This window comes from Arthrobacter celericrescens, assembly GCF_003614925.1.
GTDB classification, from domain to species: Bacteria; Actinomycetota; Actinomycetes; order Actinomycetales; family Micrococcaceae; genus Arthrobacter; species Arthrobacter celericrescens.
In genome coordinates this window covers 1-16,315 of the sequence record NZ_QYLP01000098.1, presented here as the reverse complement: position 1 = coordinate 16,315, position 16,315 = coordinate 1, and the positions used below count along the sequence as shown (strand labels likewise).

Annotated in this window: 16 protein-coding genes; 7 read left to right on the top strand and 9 right to left on the bottom strand. The window is 67.0% G+C overall.

The window, feature by feature from the left end:
• Positions 1–9: 9 nt before the first annotated feature.
• Complete coding sequence (locus D3654_RS18130) at positions 10–486, top strand: hypothetical protein (RefSeq protein WP_120522860.1); 477 nt, start codon at positions 10–12, stop codon at positions 484–486.
• Between the two features lie 5 nt (positions 487–491).
• Here the strand turns inward: D3654_RS18130 and D3654_RS18125 are convergent, their stop codons facing one another.
• Entirely contained in the window at positions 492–1,703 is a 1,212-nt protein-coding gene (locus D3654_RS18125; protein WP_120522859.1) for an acetoin utilization protein AcuC, read from the bottom strand.
• Between the two features lie 97 nt (positions 1,704–1,800).
• Here D3654_RS18125 and D3654_RS18120 point away from each other — a divergent pair, with 97 nt between their 5' ends.
• The gene (locus D3654_RS18120; protein WP_120522858.1) at positions 1,801–3,234 is read left to right on the top strand and encodes a TrkH family potassium uptake protein; all 1,434 of its coding nucleotides are present in this window, start codon (positions 1,801–1,803) and stop codon (positions 3,232–3,234) included.
• Positions 3,227–3,913, top strand: a complete 687-nt coding sequence (locus D3654_RS18115) for a potassium channel family protein (protein WP_120522857.1) — start codon at positions 3,227–3,229, stop codon at positions 3,911–3,913. The genes D3654_RS18120 and D3654_RS18115 overlap by 8 nt, the downstream gene beginning before the upstream one ends.
• Before the next feature lie 12 nt (positions 3,914–3,925).
• On the opposite strand, the gene proC is transcribed toward D3654_RS18115, so the two are convergent.
• From proC to D3654_RS18080, 7 genes are all read right to left on the bottom strand, one after another.
• Positions 3,926–4,753 (bottom strand): pyrroline-5-carboxylate reductase, encoded by an 828-nt coding sequence (gene proC, locus D3654_RS18110; RefSeq protein WP_120522856.1) that lies wholly within the window; start codon positions 4,751–4,753, stop codon positions 3,926–3,928.
• A gap of 257 nt (positions 4,754–5,010) precedes the next feature.
• Positions 5,011–5,862: a sugar phosphate isomerase/epimerase family protein gene (locus tag D3654_RS18105; RefSeq protein ID WP_120522855.1), complete on the bottom strand. Its 852-nt coding sequence runs from the start codon at positions 5,860–5,862 to the stop codon at positions 5,011–5,013.
• Between the two features lies 1 nt (position 5,863).
• Complete coding sequence (locus D3654_RS18100) at positions 5,864–6,913, bottom strand: Ppx/GppA phosphatase family protein (protein WP_205571855.1); 1,050 nt, start codon at positions 6,911–6,913, stop codon at positions 5,864–5,866.
• A 60-nt stretch (positions 6,914–6,973) separates the two neighbouring features.
• Positions 6,974–7,390: an SseB family protein gene (locus tag D3654_RS18095; protein ID WP_120522854.1), complete on the bottom strand. Its 417-nt coding sequence runs from the start codon at positions 7,388–7,390 to the stop codon at positions 6,974–6,976.
• Between the two features lie 137 nt (positions 7,391–7,527).
• Entirely contained in the window at positions 7,528–10,251 is a 2,724-nt protein-coding gene (topA, locus tag D3654_RS18090) for a type I DNA topoisomerase (RefSeq protein ID WP_120522853.1), read from the bottom strand.
• Between the two features lie 81 nt (positions 10,252–10,332).
• Positions 10,333–10,977, bottom strand: a complete 645-nt coding sequence (locus D3654_RS18085; RefSeq protein ID WP_245413321.1) for an ArsR/SmtB family transcription factor — start codon at positions 10,975–10,977, stop codon at positions 10,333–10,335.
• A gap of 38 nt (positions 10,978–11,015) precedes the next feature.
• Positions 11,016–12,731, bottom strand: a complete 1,716-nt coding sequence (locus D3654_RS18080; protein WP_120522851.1) for a DUF7059 domain-containing protein — start codon at positions 12,729–12,731, stop codon at positions 11,016–11,018.
• A gap of 92 nt (positions 12,732–12,823) precedes the next feature.
• On the opposite strand from D3654_RS18080, the gene D3654_RS18075 reads away from it, so the two are divergent.
• The 4 genes from D3654_RS18075 (at position 12,824) to D3654_RS18065 (ending at position 15,331) form a co-directional block, all read left to right on the top strand.
• Positions 12,824–13,264 (top strand): hypothetical protein, encoded by a 441-nt coding sequence (locus D3654_RS18075; RefSeq protein ID WP_120522850.1) that lies wholly within the window; start codon positions 12,824–12,826, stop codon positions 13,262–13,264.
• Positions 13,265–13,288: 24 nt separating this feature from the next.
• Positions 13,289–13,864, top strand: coding sequence for a hypothetical protein (locus tag D3654_RS20575; protein ID WP_162943790.1), 576 nt, complete (start codon positions 13,289–13,291; stop codon positions 13,862–13,864).
• Between the two features lie 283 nt (positions 13,865–14,147).
• Positions 14,148–14,762: a hypothetical protein gene (locus D3654_RS18070; protein ID WP_162943789.1), complete on the top strand. Its 615-nt coding sequence runs from the start codon at positions 14,148–14,150 to the stop codon at positions 14,760–14,762.
• A 32-nt stretch (positions 14,763–14,794) separates the two neighbouring features.
• Positions 14,795–15,331 (top strand): hypothetical protein, encoded by a 537-nt coding sequence (locus D3654_RS18065; protein ID WP_120522848.1) that lies wholly within the window; start codon positions 14,795–14,797, stop codon positions 15,329–15,331.
• A 27-nt stretch (positions 15,332–15,358) separates the two neighbouring features.
• Here the strand turns inward: D3654_RS18065 and trhO are convergent, their stop codons facing one another.
• Positions 15,359–16,252, bottom strand: a complete 894-nt coding sequence (trhO, locus tag D3654_RS18060; protein WP_120522847.1) for an oxygen-dependent tRNA uridine(34) hydroxylase TrhO — start codon at positions 16,250–16,252, stop codon at positions 15,359–15,361.
• Positions 16,253–16,315: the final 63 nt, after the last annotated feature.

The following is a 16,315-nucleotide window of genomic DNA, read 5'->3' as shown; positions in this document are numbered from 1 at the left end:
TGCGTGGCCATGGCTGACTTCTTCCGGCGGCAGATGTTCAACATCATTGCGGCGGTGTTCCTGATCCTCTTCGTGGCAGTATGGCTCGCCGTCCTGCTGCGGGTGGGTACGTGGGTGCCGGTCGCCGGGCTCACCGCCCCGGCCCTGAACGGCGCCCTGGTGACGGCCGCAGGCGTGATGGCCACCTCCCTTGGTTCCCTGACGGCGTCGGCCCTGGGTTTCACGATCGCCGAGGTCAAGCGGGGACAGGACGAGGCCCCGTCAGGCTCCCCGGTAAATTCCTTCCCGGCGGAAGTCGCCGCGAAGCTGTCCGGCAGGATCATCGCTGCGATCATGGTCTACATGGCCGTGGGCCTGCTGGTCCTCATCGTCTGGCTCGTCAAGGGACCGGCCTCCACCGACCTCATCGGGGCCTTCGCATTGTCCCTGCTCGGATGGCTGGTGGGCGCCGCAGGCGTGGTGTTCCAGACGGAGAAAGCGTCGTAAAGGTCTCAGTCGAACCAGGGATCCAGCCCATGCAACGGGAAGATCTCCTTGCGGGTGGCGATGATGCTGCGGTCCACTGCGTCGCCGGGGTCGTATCCGACCTCCCAGGAGCGCCACCAGATATCGACGTCGTCCCCCATGCGTTCGGGAGCGTTGCGGCCGAACTTCTCCCGGACGTATTCGAGCCATTCCTCCGGCACGCGGGTGCCCACGGAAATCGGGTTCTGCGCCACGATGCCGATCAAGTGGGACCAGGTCCGCGGCACCACACCGGTGATGTCGTACCCGCCTCCCCCGGTGGCGATCCAGCGGTTGCCGCAGTACCGCGCGGCGAGGCCGGCGACAGCGGTGGCGGCCTCGCGCTGGCCGTCGACGCTGAGGTTGAGGTTCGTGAGCGGGTCGTTGGCGTGCGAGTCGCAGCCGTGCTGGCTGACGATCACCTCCGGCCCGAACGCACCCACCAGCTGCGGCACCACCGCGTGGAACGCCCGCAGCCAGCCGGCGTCGCCCGTGTGGGCCGGCAGCGCGACATTGACGGCGGTCCCCAGGGCCTGCGGGCCGCCGATCTCGTTGGCGAAGCCCGTGCCGGGAAACAGGGTCAGCCCCGATTCGTGCAATGAAATGGTAAGGACCCGCGGATCGTCCCAGAAGATGTTCTGCGTGCCGTCCCCGTGGTGGGCGTCGACGTCGATGTACGCGATCTTCGCCACACCGCCGTCGAGCAACCGCTGCACGGCCAGGGCCGCGTCGTTGTAGATGCAGAAGCCGCTGGCGCGTTCCCGGGAGGCGTGGTGCAGGCCCCCGCCGAAGTTCACGGCCCGCACCGCCTCGCCCGAGAGGAGCGTTTCGGCGCAGAGCAGCGAGGCCGCGGCCAGGCGGGCACCGGCTTCGTGCATGCCGGCGAAAGCGGGATCGTCTTCGGTCCCCAGCCCTCGTTCCGGGTCGGACACCGTCGGGTCCTCGCTCGCACGCCGCACCGCGGCAATATAGTCCGCGCTGTGCACCCGCTGGAGTTCGACGTCGGACGCCAGCTCCGGTGCCCGCAACGAGACGTGCGGCAGCTCAAACAGCCCGAGGGAGTCCGCCAGCCGCGCCGTCAGTTCGAGGCGCTGCGGCGCCATAGGGTGGCCCGGGCCGAAGTCGTAGGCGGTCATGGCGGGGCTCCACGCCACCGTCGTTGGCAGCGCGGACGGACGGGGGCCGGGCCGGGAAGTCATCAAACACAGGCTAACCTGTTCGCCCGGCCGCCGCGGGCGATTAGTGGTTTACTACTCAAGACAGCCGATCCGTCAACAAGAAGCGAAAAGCACTGCCATGACCCAGAGCCAGTCGAGGTCTCCACGCCCGGCCAGCTGGCACCCCGACCAGCCTGAGCGGGAAGGCCTGTGGATCTTCACCGGCCTCCGGGACTTCATCGACAACATCGCGAACACGTCGCCGGCCCGGCTCGCCCTGACTGCGTTCTCCCTGGTGATCCTGCTCTTTACCGGCTTGCTGTCGCTGCCCGCCGCTTCCGCGGACGGCATTGTCACCCCGCTTCATGACGCGATGTTCACCGCCGCCTCGGCGGTCTGCGTCACCGGACTCACGGTGGTCTCGACGGCGACCCACTGGACGTTCTTCGGCCAGCTGGTGATCCTGGTGGGCATCTTCGTGGGCGGCTTGGGAACGCTGACCCTGGCCTCCTTGCTGGCGTTGGCGGTGAGCAAGCGGCTGGGCGTGCGCGGAAAGCTCATCGCCCAGGAAGCCATGAACAACGCCGGCCGCCTCGGCGAAGTCGGTACCCTGCTGCGGATCGTCATCACCACCTCCGTGGTCATCGAAGGCGCCCTGGCCCTGGCCCTGATCCCGCGCTTCATGATCCTTGGCGAGGACTTCTGGCAGTCGGTGTGGCACGGGGTGTTCTACTCGATTTCGGCCTTCAACAACGCCGGCTTCACCCCGCACTCGGACGGCATCGTCCCCTATGAGACGGACCTCTGGATCCTCATCCCGCTGATGCTCGGCGTCTTCCTGGGCAGCCTCGGCTTCCCCGTGGTGATGGTCCTGCAGCAGAACGGGCTCAACTGGCGTAAATGGAACCTGCACACGAAGCTGACCATCCAGGTGTCTTTCATCCTGCTGGCGGCCGGCACATTCCTCTGGGCCCTGATGGAGTGGGACAACGCACGGACGATCGCGCATATGAACCTGGGCGACAAGATCATCCACTCGCTCTTCGCCTCCGTGATGACCCGTTCCGGCGGCTTCAACCTGGTGGACCAGAACTACATGGAGTCCACCACCATGCTGCTCACTGACGCCCTGATGTTCGCCGGCGGCGGTTCGGCGTCGACGGCAGGCGGCATCAAAGTGACCACCATCGCCGTCATGTTCCTCGCCATTGCCGCCGAGGCCCGCGGCGACGCCGACGTTAAGGTGTATGGCCGCACCATCCCGCAGGGCACCATGCGGGTTGCCATCTCGGTGATCGTGGCTGGCGCCACCTTGGTGTCGGTCTCGTCCTTCCTGCTCCTGCAGATCAGCGGGGCAACCCTGGACCGGGTCCTCTTCGAAACGATCTCCGCCTTCGCCACGGTGGGGCTCAGCACGAACCTCAGCGCCGAACTGCCGCCGGAGGGCGTCTATGTCCTGACCGCGCTCATGTTCATGGGGCGCGTCGGCACCGTCACTCTCGCCGCCGCGCTGGCCCTGCGCCAGCGCAGCCAGCTGTACCACTACCCCGAAGAAAGGCCGATCATTGGCTAACACCTCAGGCGCCTCCACCCGTCCGGCGCACAATGCCCCCGTGCTGGTCATCGGCCTGGGCCGCTTCGGCTCCGCAACCGCCGAACAGCTGGTCAAACAGGGCCGCGAAGTCCTGGCGATCGAACGGGACCGGGCCCTCGTGCAGAAATGGGCCCCCGTCCTCACCCACGTGGTGGAGGCTGACGCCACCAACATCGACGCCCTCCGCCAGCTCGGCGCCCAGGAATTCAGCTCCGCCGTGGTGGGCGTGGGCACCTCGATCGAATCCTCGGTGCTCATCACGGTGAACCTCGTGGACCTGGGCATCGAGCACCTCTGGGTCAAGGCCATCACGCCCTCGCACGGCAAGATCCTCACCCGCATCGGCGCCAACCACGTGATCTACCCCGAAGCCGACGCCGGCGTACGCGCCGCGCACCTGGTGTCCGGCCGCCTGCTGGACTTCATCGAGTTCGACGACGACTTCGCGATCGTAAAGATGTACCCGCCCAAGGAAACCGTGGGCTTCACGCTCCAGGAATCCAAGGTGCGCTCCAAGTACGGCGTCACCGTGGTGGGCGTGAAGTCACCGGGCGAGGACTTCACCTACGCGCAGGCGGATACGAAGGTCTCCGGCCGCGACATGCTCATCGTGTCCGGCCATGTGGACCTGCTGGAACGCTTCGCGGCCCGGCCGTAGGTTTTTCCGGGTTCAGCCGAGCTGCTGGGTGATTTCCGCGGCGCGGGCAGCCGCCGCACGGGCGCCGTCGGCGATGATCGCCGGGATCCCGCCGTCGTTGAACGCCGCGATGGCGCGCTCGGTGGTGCCGTTGGGGCTGGTCACGGCCACGCGCAGGGCAGTGGGGTCCGCGCCGGGCTCGGCGAGCATGTAGCCGGCCCCGGCCACGGTCTCGCGGGCGATCCGCAGCGACAGTTCCGGATCCAGCCCGAGTTCGACGCCGGCGGCCGCCATGGCCTCGGCGAGGTAGAACGCGTACGCCGGGCCCGAGCCGCTGATGGCGGAAAGCGCGTCCACCTGTTCTTCCGGGATTTCCACCACGGTGCCCGCGGCGGAGAGCAACTGAGTGACAAACTGCTGCTGCTCGGGCGTGGCGTTGCTGCCGGCCGACACGGAAATCACGCCGCGGCCGAGCTTCGCCGGGGTGTTCGGCATGGTGCGGATGACGGGCTGGCCTGCGGGAAGGGCGGCTTCCAGCTGCGCGATGGAGACGGCGGCGGCCACGCTGACCACGATCGTGTCCGGGGCCAGGGCGGGCGAAATTTCGCGGGCCAGATCGGTGATGCCCACCGGCTTGACGCCCAGGATGACCACCCCGGCGCCCTTGGCGGCGAGCTTGTTGTTGTCCGGATCTTCGGCGCCGGCGATCGCCATGATGCCGTGCCGGTGGGCCAGTTCATCGGCCCGCTCGGCCCGGCGCACCGTGGCGACGACATCGGAAGGGTTGGTCCCGGCGGCGAGCAGGCCGCCCAGGATGGCCTCGTTCATGGATCCACAGCCAAGGAATGCGATTCGAGTCATGGCTCCATCATGCCAGTTCGCCGTTCCGCCGCCGAGGCCGCCAGGGATTCCCAGCCAACTCCCAAGGTTATTGCAGCTTGCGCCCAACTTTGCTACGTAACGTAGTAGTTACCTCATTGAGGGTGCGAGTGATGAGGCGGGCATGGGGATGTCCGCCAAGAAGCACCGGTGGCTTGAGCGGGTTTCCCCCCATTTTCCCGATCAGCCGCCGGTGCTTTCTCGTTTAAGTCCTGCGGCGACCTGCCCGGCGACCCGGCTCAGACTTCGTGGGCCCCCACAAGCGGCGCGCCCAGGTGCTGACGGGCAAACTGCAGGGTCTCGGCAAGCCACTCTTCCCGCTCCCCCGCCACCTTGGCCTTTCGGGTGGAAATCTCGGCCACGATGGTTCCCTGAAATCCGTTGCCGGCCAGGTGTTGCAGCACTTCGGCGCATTGCTGCGTCCCGCGGCCCGGGATGAGGTGCTCGTCCTTTCCGGAGCCGGAGCCGTCGGTCAGGTGGACGTGCCGCAGCTTGCTTCCGAGTTCCCGGACGGCGTCCAGACTGCTGACCCCCGCTGTGGCGGCATGCGAGAAGTCCCAGGTGACGTCGTCGTAGTCCTGCCCCACCGGGTCCCAATGCGGCAAGTACGCCAGCGCTTCACGGCCGCGGACCCGCCACGGGTACATGTTCTCGACCGCGATGTGCACCTGGTAGAGCGCCGCGATTTCCCTGACCCCGACGGCGAAGCTCTCGGCGTAGTTGGACTGCCAGCGGAACGGCGGATGGACCACCACGGTGCTGCAACCCAGGTCGCGGGCCATCCTGCAGGACATTTCGATCTTGTTCCACGCCGAACCCCAGACCTGCTGGGTCAGCAGCAGCGTGGGCGCGTGGATGGACACGATGGGCTGGGCGTAGCGATGGCTGAGCTGGTCGAGCGCGGCGGCATCCTGGCTGGTGGCGTTGTTGGTGACCATCACCTCGACGCCGTCGTAGCCCAGGTCCTGCGCCACCGCGAAGGCGTCGTGGACGCTCAGTGGATAGACAGAGGCGCTGGACAGGGCCACCGGGATCGGCCGCGCCTCCCCTGCCTGGTCCGGTTCCCTCAACTGCCCGACGCCGTCGCCCATGTCAGTCGGCCTGCCCGCCTGCTGCGGCGGCCGGGACCGGGGCTGCCGGGCCGCCGTCGTCGGCTGCTTTGTTCCTTGAAACGGACGCGGCCCCGACGTGCGGTGCCGGCTGCAGCGGGCCGCCGAAGACCAACTGGTCGAGGCGGCGCAGGATCAGGCCCTCGCGCAACGCCCAGGGGCAGATCTCCATGCTGGTGAACTCGAAGAGTTCCAGCGCGGTCTCGGCCACCAGGGCGCCGGCCAGGATCTGCCGCGCCCGGGCCTCGGAGACACCGGGCAGGTAAAGCCGGTCCGCGACCGTCATGGCGGAGATCCGCTGCGCCCACAGGCCCAGGTCCGTGGCGTGCAGCTCGCGCTTGACGTACGGGCCCGCGCCGCTGGGGGCGGCACCGGCGATGCGGGCCAGGGAACGGAAGGACTTCGACGTGCCGGCCACAAGGTTGGCCCGGCCGAGTTCCTTGAATTCCCGCACCACCGGTTTCAAGGTGGAGCGGATGTAGCGCCGCAGCTCCTTGACGCTCTTGGCCGTGGGCGGGTCGTCGTGGAGCCAGTCGCGGGTGAGGCGGCTCGCGCCCAGCGGCACGGACATGGCCAGTTCCGGAAGCTCGTCCTGGCCGAAGGCCATTTCGAAGGAGCCGCCGCCGATGTCCAGGTCCAGGATGGGTCCGGCGCCCCAGCCGTACCAGCGGCGGACGGCGAAGAACGTCATGGAGGCTTCTTCGTCGCCGGTGAGTTCCTGGAGGGTCACCGTGGTTTCGTGCTTGACCCTGGCCAGGACTTCGGGTCCGTTGGTGGCTTCGCGGATGGCCGAGGTACAGAAGGCCAGCAGGTCCTCGGCCTTGTGCTTGGCGGCGAATTCCCAGGCTTCGAGCACGAACTCGATCAGTTCGTGCTGCCCGGCCTCGTTGATGTTCCCTTCCGGATCCAGGAACTGGACCAGGGACAGCGGCCGCTTGTGTGACGCAAACGCCACGGGCCGTGCGCCCGGATGGGCATCCACCAAAAGCAAATGGACGGTGTTCGAACCGATGTCTAGGACGCCAAGACGCATGCTGACATTATTCCGTGTTTGGAACTGTGTGAAGCAAGTGCGACGGCCCGCGGCTGTGCGCTACTCTCCGGCGCGCTTGAAGTCGCGGCGGACGTTGGCGATGCCCTCGGGGCCCATTTCGAAGCCGTGCTCGCTGCCCGGGTTGATGACCAGGCCGATCTCGTCGCCGATGCTGTCCAGGATGGCCGAACCGTGCGTGGCCAGGACGTTCGGCGCGGCTTCGAGGAAGTGGGAGTCCACGCGGCTGGGGTGGCTGAAGACCGCGAGCACGGGCTGGCCTTCCACATTGGCCAGGACGAGGGGTTCCACGGCGGCGTCCGGGGCGTCCAGGGCGTCGCTGCTGAGGATGTAGACCTCGCTGTTGAGGAAGGACAGGATGACCTCAACGGGGTTGGCATCGGGGTTCCCGGCCTTCGCCAGGTTTTCCTCGAGCTCGTTCAGGGGGCTGTTGTCAGTGGTTTCCGGCTGCTCACTCATGTACCTAGCCGATCACATCCGGGGGGTACAGACAATTTCTCAACTCACCCGCTGCCGGATAGGGGAATCCGGCAGCGTGCGTCTAAGCGAGGAACGAGCGAGCACGCAGAGGATTTCCCTATCCGGAGCTTCCGCACCTATTTCTTGGCCGCAGCCTTCTTCGCCGGCGCCTTGCGCGTGGTGGTGCGCTTGACCGGTCCCTTGGCACGCTTTTCGGCGAGCAGCTCGATCGCTTTTTCGCGGGTCAGTTCCTCGAGCGGGGTGGCGCGCGGCACGGTGATGTTCGTGACGCCGTCGGTGATGTAGGGGCCGAAGCGGCCTTCCTTCACCACGATGTTCTTCTCGGACACGGGGTCCGGGCCGAACTCTGCCAGCGGCGGAACGGCGGCACGGGCGCCGCGCTGCTTGGGCTGCGAGTAGATCTCCAGCGCCTGCTCCAGGGTGATCGTGAAGATCTCCTCTTCGCTGCCGATCGAGCGGGAGTCCGTGCCCTTCTTCAGGTACGGTCCGAAACGTCCGTTCTGCACCGTGATCGGGGTGCCTTCGGCGTCGGCGCCCAGGACCCGGGGCAGGCTCATGAGAGCCAGCGCGTCCTCCAAAGTGACGGTTTCCACGGTCATGGACTTGAACAGCGACCCCGTGCGCGGCTTCGCCTTCACGGGCTTCTTCGGCGGCTTCGGCTTGCCGTTCTTGTAGTACTCCACCGGCAGCGCGGCCAGCTGTTCGTCCGTCATTTCCGGGATGATCTCGGTGACGTAGGCCCCGTAGCGGCCATTCTTGGCAACCACGGTATGGCCGGTGTGCGGGTCGGCACCGAGCACGCGCTCCTCCGGGGCGGAGGTTTCCATGAGCTCCACGGCCTTGGCAGGGGTCAGCTCGTCCGGGGCGAGGTCCTCGGGAACGTTGGCCCGGGCGGATTCCACGATCTCGCCGGTCTTGGCGTCCACAGTGGGCACGGAGCTTTCCAGGTACGGGCCGAACTTGCCCACGCGCAGGGTGATGCCCTCGGCGATCGGCACGGAGTTGATGTCCCGCGCGTCGATCTCGCCCAGGTTGTTCACGATGCTCAGCAGCCCCGGATCGCTGTCCTCGCCGTAGTAGAAGTGCTTGAGCCAGGCGGCACCGACGGCCTGGCCGTTGGCGATCTTGTCCAGGTCGCCTTCCATGTCGGCCGTGAACTCGTAGTCCACATAGTCGGTGAAGTGCCGCTCGAGCAGGCGGATCACCGAGAAGGCGATCCAACTCGGCACCAGGGCCGAGCCCTGCTTCCGGACATAGCCGCGGTCCTGGATGGTGGAAATCGTCGAGGCGTACGTGGAGGGGCGGCCGATGCCGCGCTTTTCCAGTTCGGCGGTGAGCGAGGCTTCCGTGTACCGCGGCGGGGGGGACGTTTCGTGCCCGACGGCGACAATCTCCGAAGCCTTCAGGGCGTCGCCCTTCGCGACGTTCGGCAGGCGGCGCCCTTCGTCCGAGTCGTCGTCGCCGCGGCTTTCATCCTTGCCTTCCTCGTAGGCGGCAAGGAAACCGGGGAAGGTGATGACCGTACCGGACGCCGAGAACTCGGCGTCGCGCCCGTCGGCGGACACCGCGCCGAGGCGGATGGTCGCGGTGGAACCCTTGGCGTCGGCCATCTGGGAAGCCACGGTGCGCTTCCAGATCAGCTCGTAGAGGCGGAACTCGTCCCCGCTGAGCTGCCCGGCAACCTGGGCCGGGGTGCGGAAGGAGTCACCGGCGGGACGGATGGCCTCGTGGGCTTCCTGCGCGTTAGCGGCCTTGTTGGCGTACACCCGGGCACCCTGCGGGATGTATTCGGGGCCGTACAGCTCGGAAGCCTGGCGGCGGGCGGCCGTGACGGCTTCGTCGCTCAGCGCCGAGGAGTCGGTACGCATATAGGTGATGTAGCCGTTTTCATACAGGCGCTGGGCGATCTGCATGGTGCTCTTCGAGGAGAAGCGCAGCTTGCGGCCGGCCTCCTGCTGCAGCGTCGACGTCGTGAACGGCGCGGCGGGGCGGCGCGTGTACGGTTTGGTGTCGACCGAGCGGACCTGGAAGGCGGCGTTCTCCAGACCGGCGGCCAGGGACACGGCGAGTTGCTCGTCAAGGTGCACGGCGTTCGCGGAGGTGAGGACGCCGTCGTCGTTGAAGTCACGGCCGCTGGCGACCTTGGCGCCGTCCACTGCGGCGAGCTTGGCCTTGAAGGAACCGCTGTCCGCACCGAACTGGCCGGTGAGGTCCCAGTAGGACGCGGCCTTGAACGCCATGCGTTCGCGTTCGCGGTCCACCACCATGCGGGTCACCACGGACTGCACGCGGCCGGCGGAGAGGCCGCGGGCCACCTTGCGCCACAGCACCGGCGAGATTTCGTAGCCGTAGAGCCGGTCCAGGATGCGGCGGGTTTCCTGGGCATCCACCAGGGCAGTGTCCACGTCGCGCAGGTTGTCCATGGCGCGGTGAATGGCTTCCTTGGTGATTTCGCCGAAGGTCATGCGGTAGACCGGGACCTTGGGCTTGAGCACTTCCAGCAGGTGCCACGCGATGGCTTCGCCCTCGCGGTCCCCATCGGTTGCGAGGTAGAGCGCATCGGCGTCTTTCAGCTGGGCCTTGAGCTCGGCGACCTTCTTCTTCTTGTCCGGGGACACCACGTAGTACGGCTTGAAGTCGTTTTCGATGTCGACGGCGAACTTGCCCACCGAGGTCTTCTTCAGTTCAGCAGGCAGGTCCGAAGGCTGCGGGAGGTCCCGGATGTGGCCGATGGAGGCCTCGACAACAAAGCCCTCGCCAAGATACTTGGCAATGGTCTTGCTCTTGGCCGGAGACTCCACGATCACGAGTTTCTTGCCGGATTTTGCCTTGCTGGGCACGCTGCTCCTACGGAAAAAGAATGGCTTGGGCTGGTGCCCATAATGGCCTAGTTCACCACAATTTGCAGAATCCTGCCTTTGCTAGGTGGATAAGCCGGGGCTCCGGTCGTCGGGGATGAGGGACCACATGGTGGCCATGCGCTCGGCGCCGGACGGAATGCTGGCCGGGTCCTCGAGTTCATAGTCGCGCAGGATCTCATCAATCCTGCTGTTCAGCTCGACCCGCTGTTCCATGGTCAGGTACAGGAGCTTGCTGGCCAGGATCATCGCCGCCGAGGAGTCCGACGCCTCGCCCCTGGCCCGCAGTTCGTTCCTGGCGCGCGAATAGGCCAGCGCCCGGCGGCGGAACACGTCTAGTTCAAGATCGACGACGGCGAGCTCCGGGCTGGCGACGCTGCTGCCGGAGACAATGTTGAAGTCGGTTCCTGCCGCCTTCCAGCGGCGCTCCCGCGCGTCGCCGGTGGTCTCCGCGGGCACGACGATTCCCCACTTCTGCAGGGCGCGCAGGTGGTAGCTCATGGCGCTCGGAGTGAGCCCGGTCTGGGCCGCGAGCTCGGTGGCGGTGCGGCTGAGCTGGGACTCGTACAGCTCGGAAATCACTTCAAGCCTGGCAGCGTGCGCGAGGGCACGGATGGCCTTGGGGTCGGTGATCTCGACCGTTTTCTCCGGCCGGCGACGGCGTTTGGTAGGGACCTGTTCCGCGTTGGCCCCGTTCTCTGCATTCACCGGATCAGTGTAGCGGGAGCCGCTTTGCGTCCGGTCCCTCACCCATGGGCCCGCACCGCGGTTTCCTGCGCCCCGCCCTCCTGATCCGCCTGGTCCGTATGGTCCGCCGGCAGTAGGAAGCCGTCCTGGACCAGGTTCCCTACTTCGGACAGCAGGCCGGCACGGAATGCGTCGTCGTCGAAGTCGTCCCCGCCGCCGAGCAGTGCCGAAAGGGCGCCGATCAGCTGCCGGACGGAGAGGTCGCCGTCGCAGGCGGAGACGAAACCGGCAAGCTCGGTGCTCAACAGGTTGGTCCTGCGCAGGCCCGCGCCCTGCCGAAGCAGGATGACGCCGGGATGCTCGGCTCCGGGCCGCTGGTGGCGTTCTTCCGTGACGTCCTCGGCCACCAGCAGGTGGGCTTCCTCCAGCGCGTGCCCGGCGAGCCAGTCGGCGCGTTCGACGGCGGCGCCCAGGTGCGGCCCGACCGGTTGTTCGATGGGGTAAGTGATTTCCTCGAAGCGGCGGACTGCGTCCGGCGCCGGAGCGGTTCCCGCAGCCGCGTCCCGTACAGGCCGGCGCAGCCAGATCATGCCGAAGCCGATCGCCGCGACATTCCGCGAGGCGAAGTCCGCCAGGTATGCGGCGTAGGTCCCGCGGTACAGGTCCTTGTCCCGCCCTTCGGACGCGTCCTGCAGCCAGGTTTCGGCGTACACCTCCGGCCGCACCTGTTCCCGCTGGATGAACCAGGCCTCGGTGTCCGTTCCTTCCAGCCAGGCGGCGGGCCGCTCGCTCCATCCCGTGCCTGTGGTGATCTCCCAGTTGCCCAGCATCTGGGCTGTTCCGCCGGGAACAAGGACCTCCGGGAGGGCACGGACCAGGGTGGAGACGATCTGGTCCCCCGGCAGGCCGCCGTCGCGGTAAGTGAACTGTTCCGAGGCCTCCTCGCCGCTGCTGCGCGGAGTGATGACGAAAGGCGGGTTCGACACCACAAGGTCGAACTGTTCGCGCGCCACCGGGTCAAGCAGGGAACCCAGGCGCAGGCTGACCCGTTCCTCGGGCCGGTCCGGGTCCAGGCCCAGGGCCGCCGCGTTCAGGAGCAGGTTGAAGCGGGTGAAGGCGAGCGCCCGTTCAGAAATGTCCGTGGCGGTGACGTGCCCGCAATGCTCCAGGAGGTGGAAGGTCTGGATGCCGCATCCCGTGCCGAGGTCCAAGGCGCGGGCCGCCGGGCGGCGGACGGTGCTCTGGACCAGGGTGGTGGATGCCTGCCCGATCCCGAGCACATGGTCATGCCGCAGGACCCCTGGCCGCTGGTGCGCGGCGAGGTCGCTGGAGACCCACAGTTCAATGGTCCGGCCGTCTTCTGCTTCCCAACCGTAGGGCCGCAGGTCCGCCTTGGCGGCGACAGCACCGCCGTCGAGCATCTCTGCAAGTCCCAGCTCAAGCAGCCCGGCAGTTCCGGTTCCCGGCAAGGCGGCGTCGAGGTCTTCGACCGACTGCGGAACGGCAAGCAGCCACAGCCGCACGACGACAGCGAGCGCCGCGGCCGGGTCCGGTTTGCCTGCCAGCGCGGCCGGCTCGGTGGCGAGCAGCGCCGGGACGAGCTGGTCCCGGCCGAGGGCGTCGTGGGCGGAGGCTCCGAGGAGCTCCGCCACGCCGTCCAGGGTGAACCCCGCAGCGCGCAGATCCCCGGCCAGGGAAATGAGCAGCTCCGGAAGGTCGCTCCGGGGCGCGTCAGGAGTATTGCCGGCGGTGAAATGCGTCGCTGTTTGGGTCACCTTGAAAGTCTAGGGGGACGTTTCACGCCCTGGCCGACCGCTGCGCTGCTATGTGGAAAATGGCACACTGCTGGAGCGGGTAGCGTGGAAACATGGCTTTCCTTCCCTCCACAGCACGCGCCGCCTCGCGCTGCGCGGCACTGGGCCTCATGGCCGCATTGGCACTGGCTTCCTGCTCCGCAGCTCCTTCCGTGGAGGACGCCGACGTTCCGGCGTGGAAGGCCAAGGTGCTGCCGTCCGCCTCCACCGTTGCAATGGAGGGCTCCGGCAAGATGCTCAAGCGGGAGCCCGCGGTCCAGGAGGCGGAGGTTCCGGCGGGCAATTACACCCTGACCGTGGCCTGCGACGGCGGCGGGAAAGCGTTTTTCGCGGTGTCCTCCGGCGGGAGGGAGATCACTGAGGCCGGCGCGGCCTGCAATGGAAGCTACGAAGCAACCCGCGTGGTGCTGCCGGCCGCGGGAACGGTGAGGATAACGGCGAGCAGCGTGGACGTCCCGCTGATCTACGCGTACCAGCTGGTCCCGGCCCAATAGCCTTGCTTGGACTAGGCTCTCCCCATGGCTGTGTGGGGGCGGGCAATAACAACGGTGGGGCTGATTGCCGTATTGGCGGCCTGCGAATACACCGAAGAAGGCGATCCACGGCCGAGTGCGCTGGCAGGATCGGTGCCGGTTTCGTCGTCGCCGGTTGATTCGGCCCCGCCTGAAAGCACCGCGGATCCCGCCCGCGAGAGGCGGATGGCCCTGATGTTCGAAGAAGTGGCAGCGCTTCTTGGGCCGCAGCAGGGTGAACCCGGGTACGAGGCGTCCGGTTCCATTGGTAATCCGATTCCGCCGGGCGGCGGAGAAGGGCCACCGCCTGCCAATAGTCTGAAAGTAAGCTTCACGGTTCCCGCAGGAAAATACGTAGTCGCCTCCGCATGCGTCGGAGACACCGGTGCGCAGTTGACGGTCACGGACCAGAACGGGCGTTCAATTGGACGCGTGCATCCGTGTGGCAAAGCCACCGACTTAACGCATGATCTTCCCGGCGGCATGGCGACTGTTGAGCTTCGGGGGGAAACCCAGGGGAATGAGGGCGTAGGGACGATCCGCCTTAGCGAGGCCTCTTCCGTGCCGTCTCCAAAACCATAGAATCCTGGATCTGTCGCCCTGCTCAGCACGGCGGTATCTTCATGCCATGCCGGTGCGATCCCGCCCCGCTCGCGCACCAGGGTTCCTGGCGCCGCTGTTGTCCGCCGGGTTGTCCATTCTGATGCTTTGCAGCTGCGAATACTCCACCCCGGACGATAAACCAAGGGAGCTTCCGTCCGTGACGCAAAGCCGGCCGCCGGACGATCTCGAGCGGAACCGCCGGTCAGCACTGGAACAACTCGAGCCCATGCCTCCGGTTCCTGTACTGCGCTTCGCTGGTGCAGTGTCCGACGCCGCTAACACCCCGTCGGCATCCGTCGCCGCCGGCACCTATCTCCTGAGCGGAGCCTGCGAGGGAACCACAGGCGTCCGGATCCTGGTCAGCCAGGATGACGGAATCCATGCCGGTCTTCGCCTGCGCTGCGGGAAGACCGCCCGCGTCCGCCTGCACCTGACGTCAGGCGAGGCCCGGTTCAGCCTCCATTCCACCTCCGCCCGGAGGGACGCGGTCGCCGCCGCTCAGCTTGAGCTGCTCAGTGATACGGTTCCCCCGGCGCTTTCCCCCGCGGAGTGGGCAGAGGGCGTCCTCGGCAAGCCCCGTACCTTCGAACGCCTCGGTGCCGCGAAACTCGACGGTCCCGTTGATGTTCCCGATCCGGCGGAAAACGGCACGTTCGATTTGTCCTTCGCCTGCCTCGGATACCGCGAAGTCCAGCTGACGGTCATCAGCCGGGACAGCCGCCGGACCCTCATGATCGAACGTACGGCCTGCAGGAGCATCCGCGGGGTACGGATCGTAGCGGAGGAGGGCGGCATCATTATCCGGATCGGCCCCCTCGGTAGCGGGGGTTCCGGGGCGTTTGGCTACCGGATCGAGCCGGTCGAGGGACACCGCTGACCGTACCGGGCTTCCCGGCGTAAAGTCTGAATATGGGCCGGTACCGAGCCCTCAAGGTGCCCCGGAAACGGCGGCTGCTTGCCGCCGTCGTGCTCTGTTACGGCCTGACGGCCGCCGGGCTGGCCGCCTGCGAGTACACGTACGACGACGGCCGCGCGCCGCTGCCTGAACGCCCCGCCCCGGTAATCACCGACCCGGTGCTTCCGCGGGATCCGGGACTGGACCGGACTGTTTCCGGCGAGGTTCTGGCCGCGTGGGCGCAGCAGGCGCTGCCGGCCAACATCGGCCAGGCGTTCTTCACCAGCTACGGCTTCCTGGGTTCCGGGGAATCCCGGACGGAACGGACAGTCCAGCTTCCGGCCGGAACGTATTCGGTGGCGCTGGCGTGCCGGGGTGCACGCCAGGCCTCCTACTCCGTCCGGGACGGCAAGGACGCGATCATCGAGCTCAAGATGAATTGCGGCGAGACCCGGATCAACGTCGTCGAGCTGCCGAAGTCCACCGTGCTCGAAGTTACTGTCGACGCCGTCAGGCGGGCGAACTTCGCCTACCGGGTCGCCAGGATCTGAGCCGGTTCAGTCATTTCCGACGGCGGTCTAGGCCGCGCACCCTTGCGGGCAGCGCAGGGTTTCCGGGCGTGCCGCACACTCGGCGCAGTAGAGCGTGAGGTTCCGGCAGCTGGGGTTGGAACAGTTCTCGAACTTGTTGGTCGGGGCGTCGCAGCGGACGCATTCCCCGATGGTCTTGGCGTCCTCGCTGAATTCGACGTGCATCCGCTTGTCGAAAACGTAGAGCGACCCTTCCCATAGCCCCTGGTCCTTGAACTTTTCGCCGTAACGGACGATGCCGCCGTCCAGCTGGTACACCTCTTTGAAGCCGCGGTTCACCATGAGGCTGGAGAGGACCTCGCAGCGGATGCCGCCGGTGCAGTAGGTGACGACGGGCTGGTCCTTGAGCTCGTCGTATTTTCCGGACTCGAGTTCCTTGATGAAGTCGTGGGTGGTTGCCACGTCGGGGACGATCGCGTCCTTGAACTTTCCGATCTGTGCCTCGAACGCGTTGCGGCCATCGAAGAACTTCACGTCCTGGCCGGCGGCCTTCTTCTCCTCCAGCATGGCGTGCAGTTCCTCGGGCTTGAGGTGGATGCCTCCGCCCACCACACCGTCGGCGTCGACCTTCAGCTCGCCGGGTGCACCGAAGGAGACGATCTCGTCGCGGACTTTGACGCTGAGCCGCGGGAAGTCGTCCGCGCTGCCGTCGGACCATTTGACGTCGATGCCCCGGAAGCCTTTGTACTCCCGGGTGGTCTTCACGTACTGCTTGACGTTGCCGATCTCTCCGCCGACCGTGGCGTTGATTCCGTCCTTCGAGATCAGGATGCGCCCGGTCAGCCCGAGCTTCTCGCAGAGCGCGCGCTGCCACAGGCGCACGGCCTCCGGGTCCGCGATCGGGGTAAAGCCGTAGAAGAGGACGATCTTGTTCAAAGCCACGCATTTAAGGTTACCGGGCAGCGCCAAACCGGGGCGTCCGGAGGGTCCGGGCGCCCCGGTTTG

Coding starts and splice junctions, on each gene's coding strand:
- D3654_RS18065 (WP_120522848.1), top strand. CDS start 14,795: ATGGGCCGGTACCGAGCCCTCAAGGTGCCCCGGAAACGGCGGCTGCTT.
- D3654_RS18100 (WP_205571855.1), bottom strand. CDS start 6,913: ATGCGTCTTGGCGTCCTAGACATCGGTTCGAACACCGTCCATTTGCTT.
- D3654_RS18105 (WP_120522855.1), bottom strand. CDS start 5,862: ATGGGCGACGGCGTCGGGCAGTTGAGGGAACCGGACCAGGCAGGGGAG.
- proC (WP_120522856.1), bottom strand. CDS start 4,753: ATGACTCGAATCGCATTCCTTGGCTGTGGATCCATGAACGAGGCCATC.
- D3654_RS18095 (WP_120522854.1), bottom strand. CDS start 7,390: ATGAGTGAGCAGCCGGAAACCACTGACAACAGCCCCCTGAACGAGCTC.
- D3654_RS20575 (WP_162943790.1), top strand. CDS start 13,289: ATGGCTGTGTGGGGGCGGGCAATAACAACGGTGGGGCTGATTGCCGTA.
- D3654_RS18075 (WP_120522850.1), top strand. CDS start 12,824: ATGGCTTTCCTTCCCTCCACAGCACGCGCCGCCTCGCGCTGCGCGGCA.
- D3654_RS18120 (WP_120522858.1), top strand. CDS start 1,801: ATGACCCAGAGCCAGTCGAGGTCTCCACGCCCGGCCAGCTGGCACCCC.
- D3654_RS18130 (WP_120522860.1), top strand. CDS start 10: ATGGCTGACTTCTTCCGGCGGCAGATGTTCAACATCATTGCGGCGGTG.
- D3654_RS18125 (WP_120522859.1), bottom strand. CDS start 1,703: ATGACTTCCCGGCCCGGCCCCCGTCCGTCCGCGCTGCCAACGACGGTG.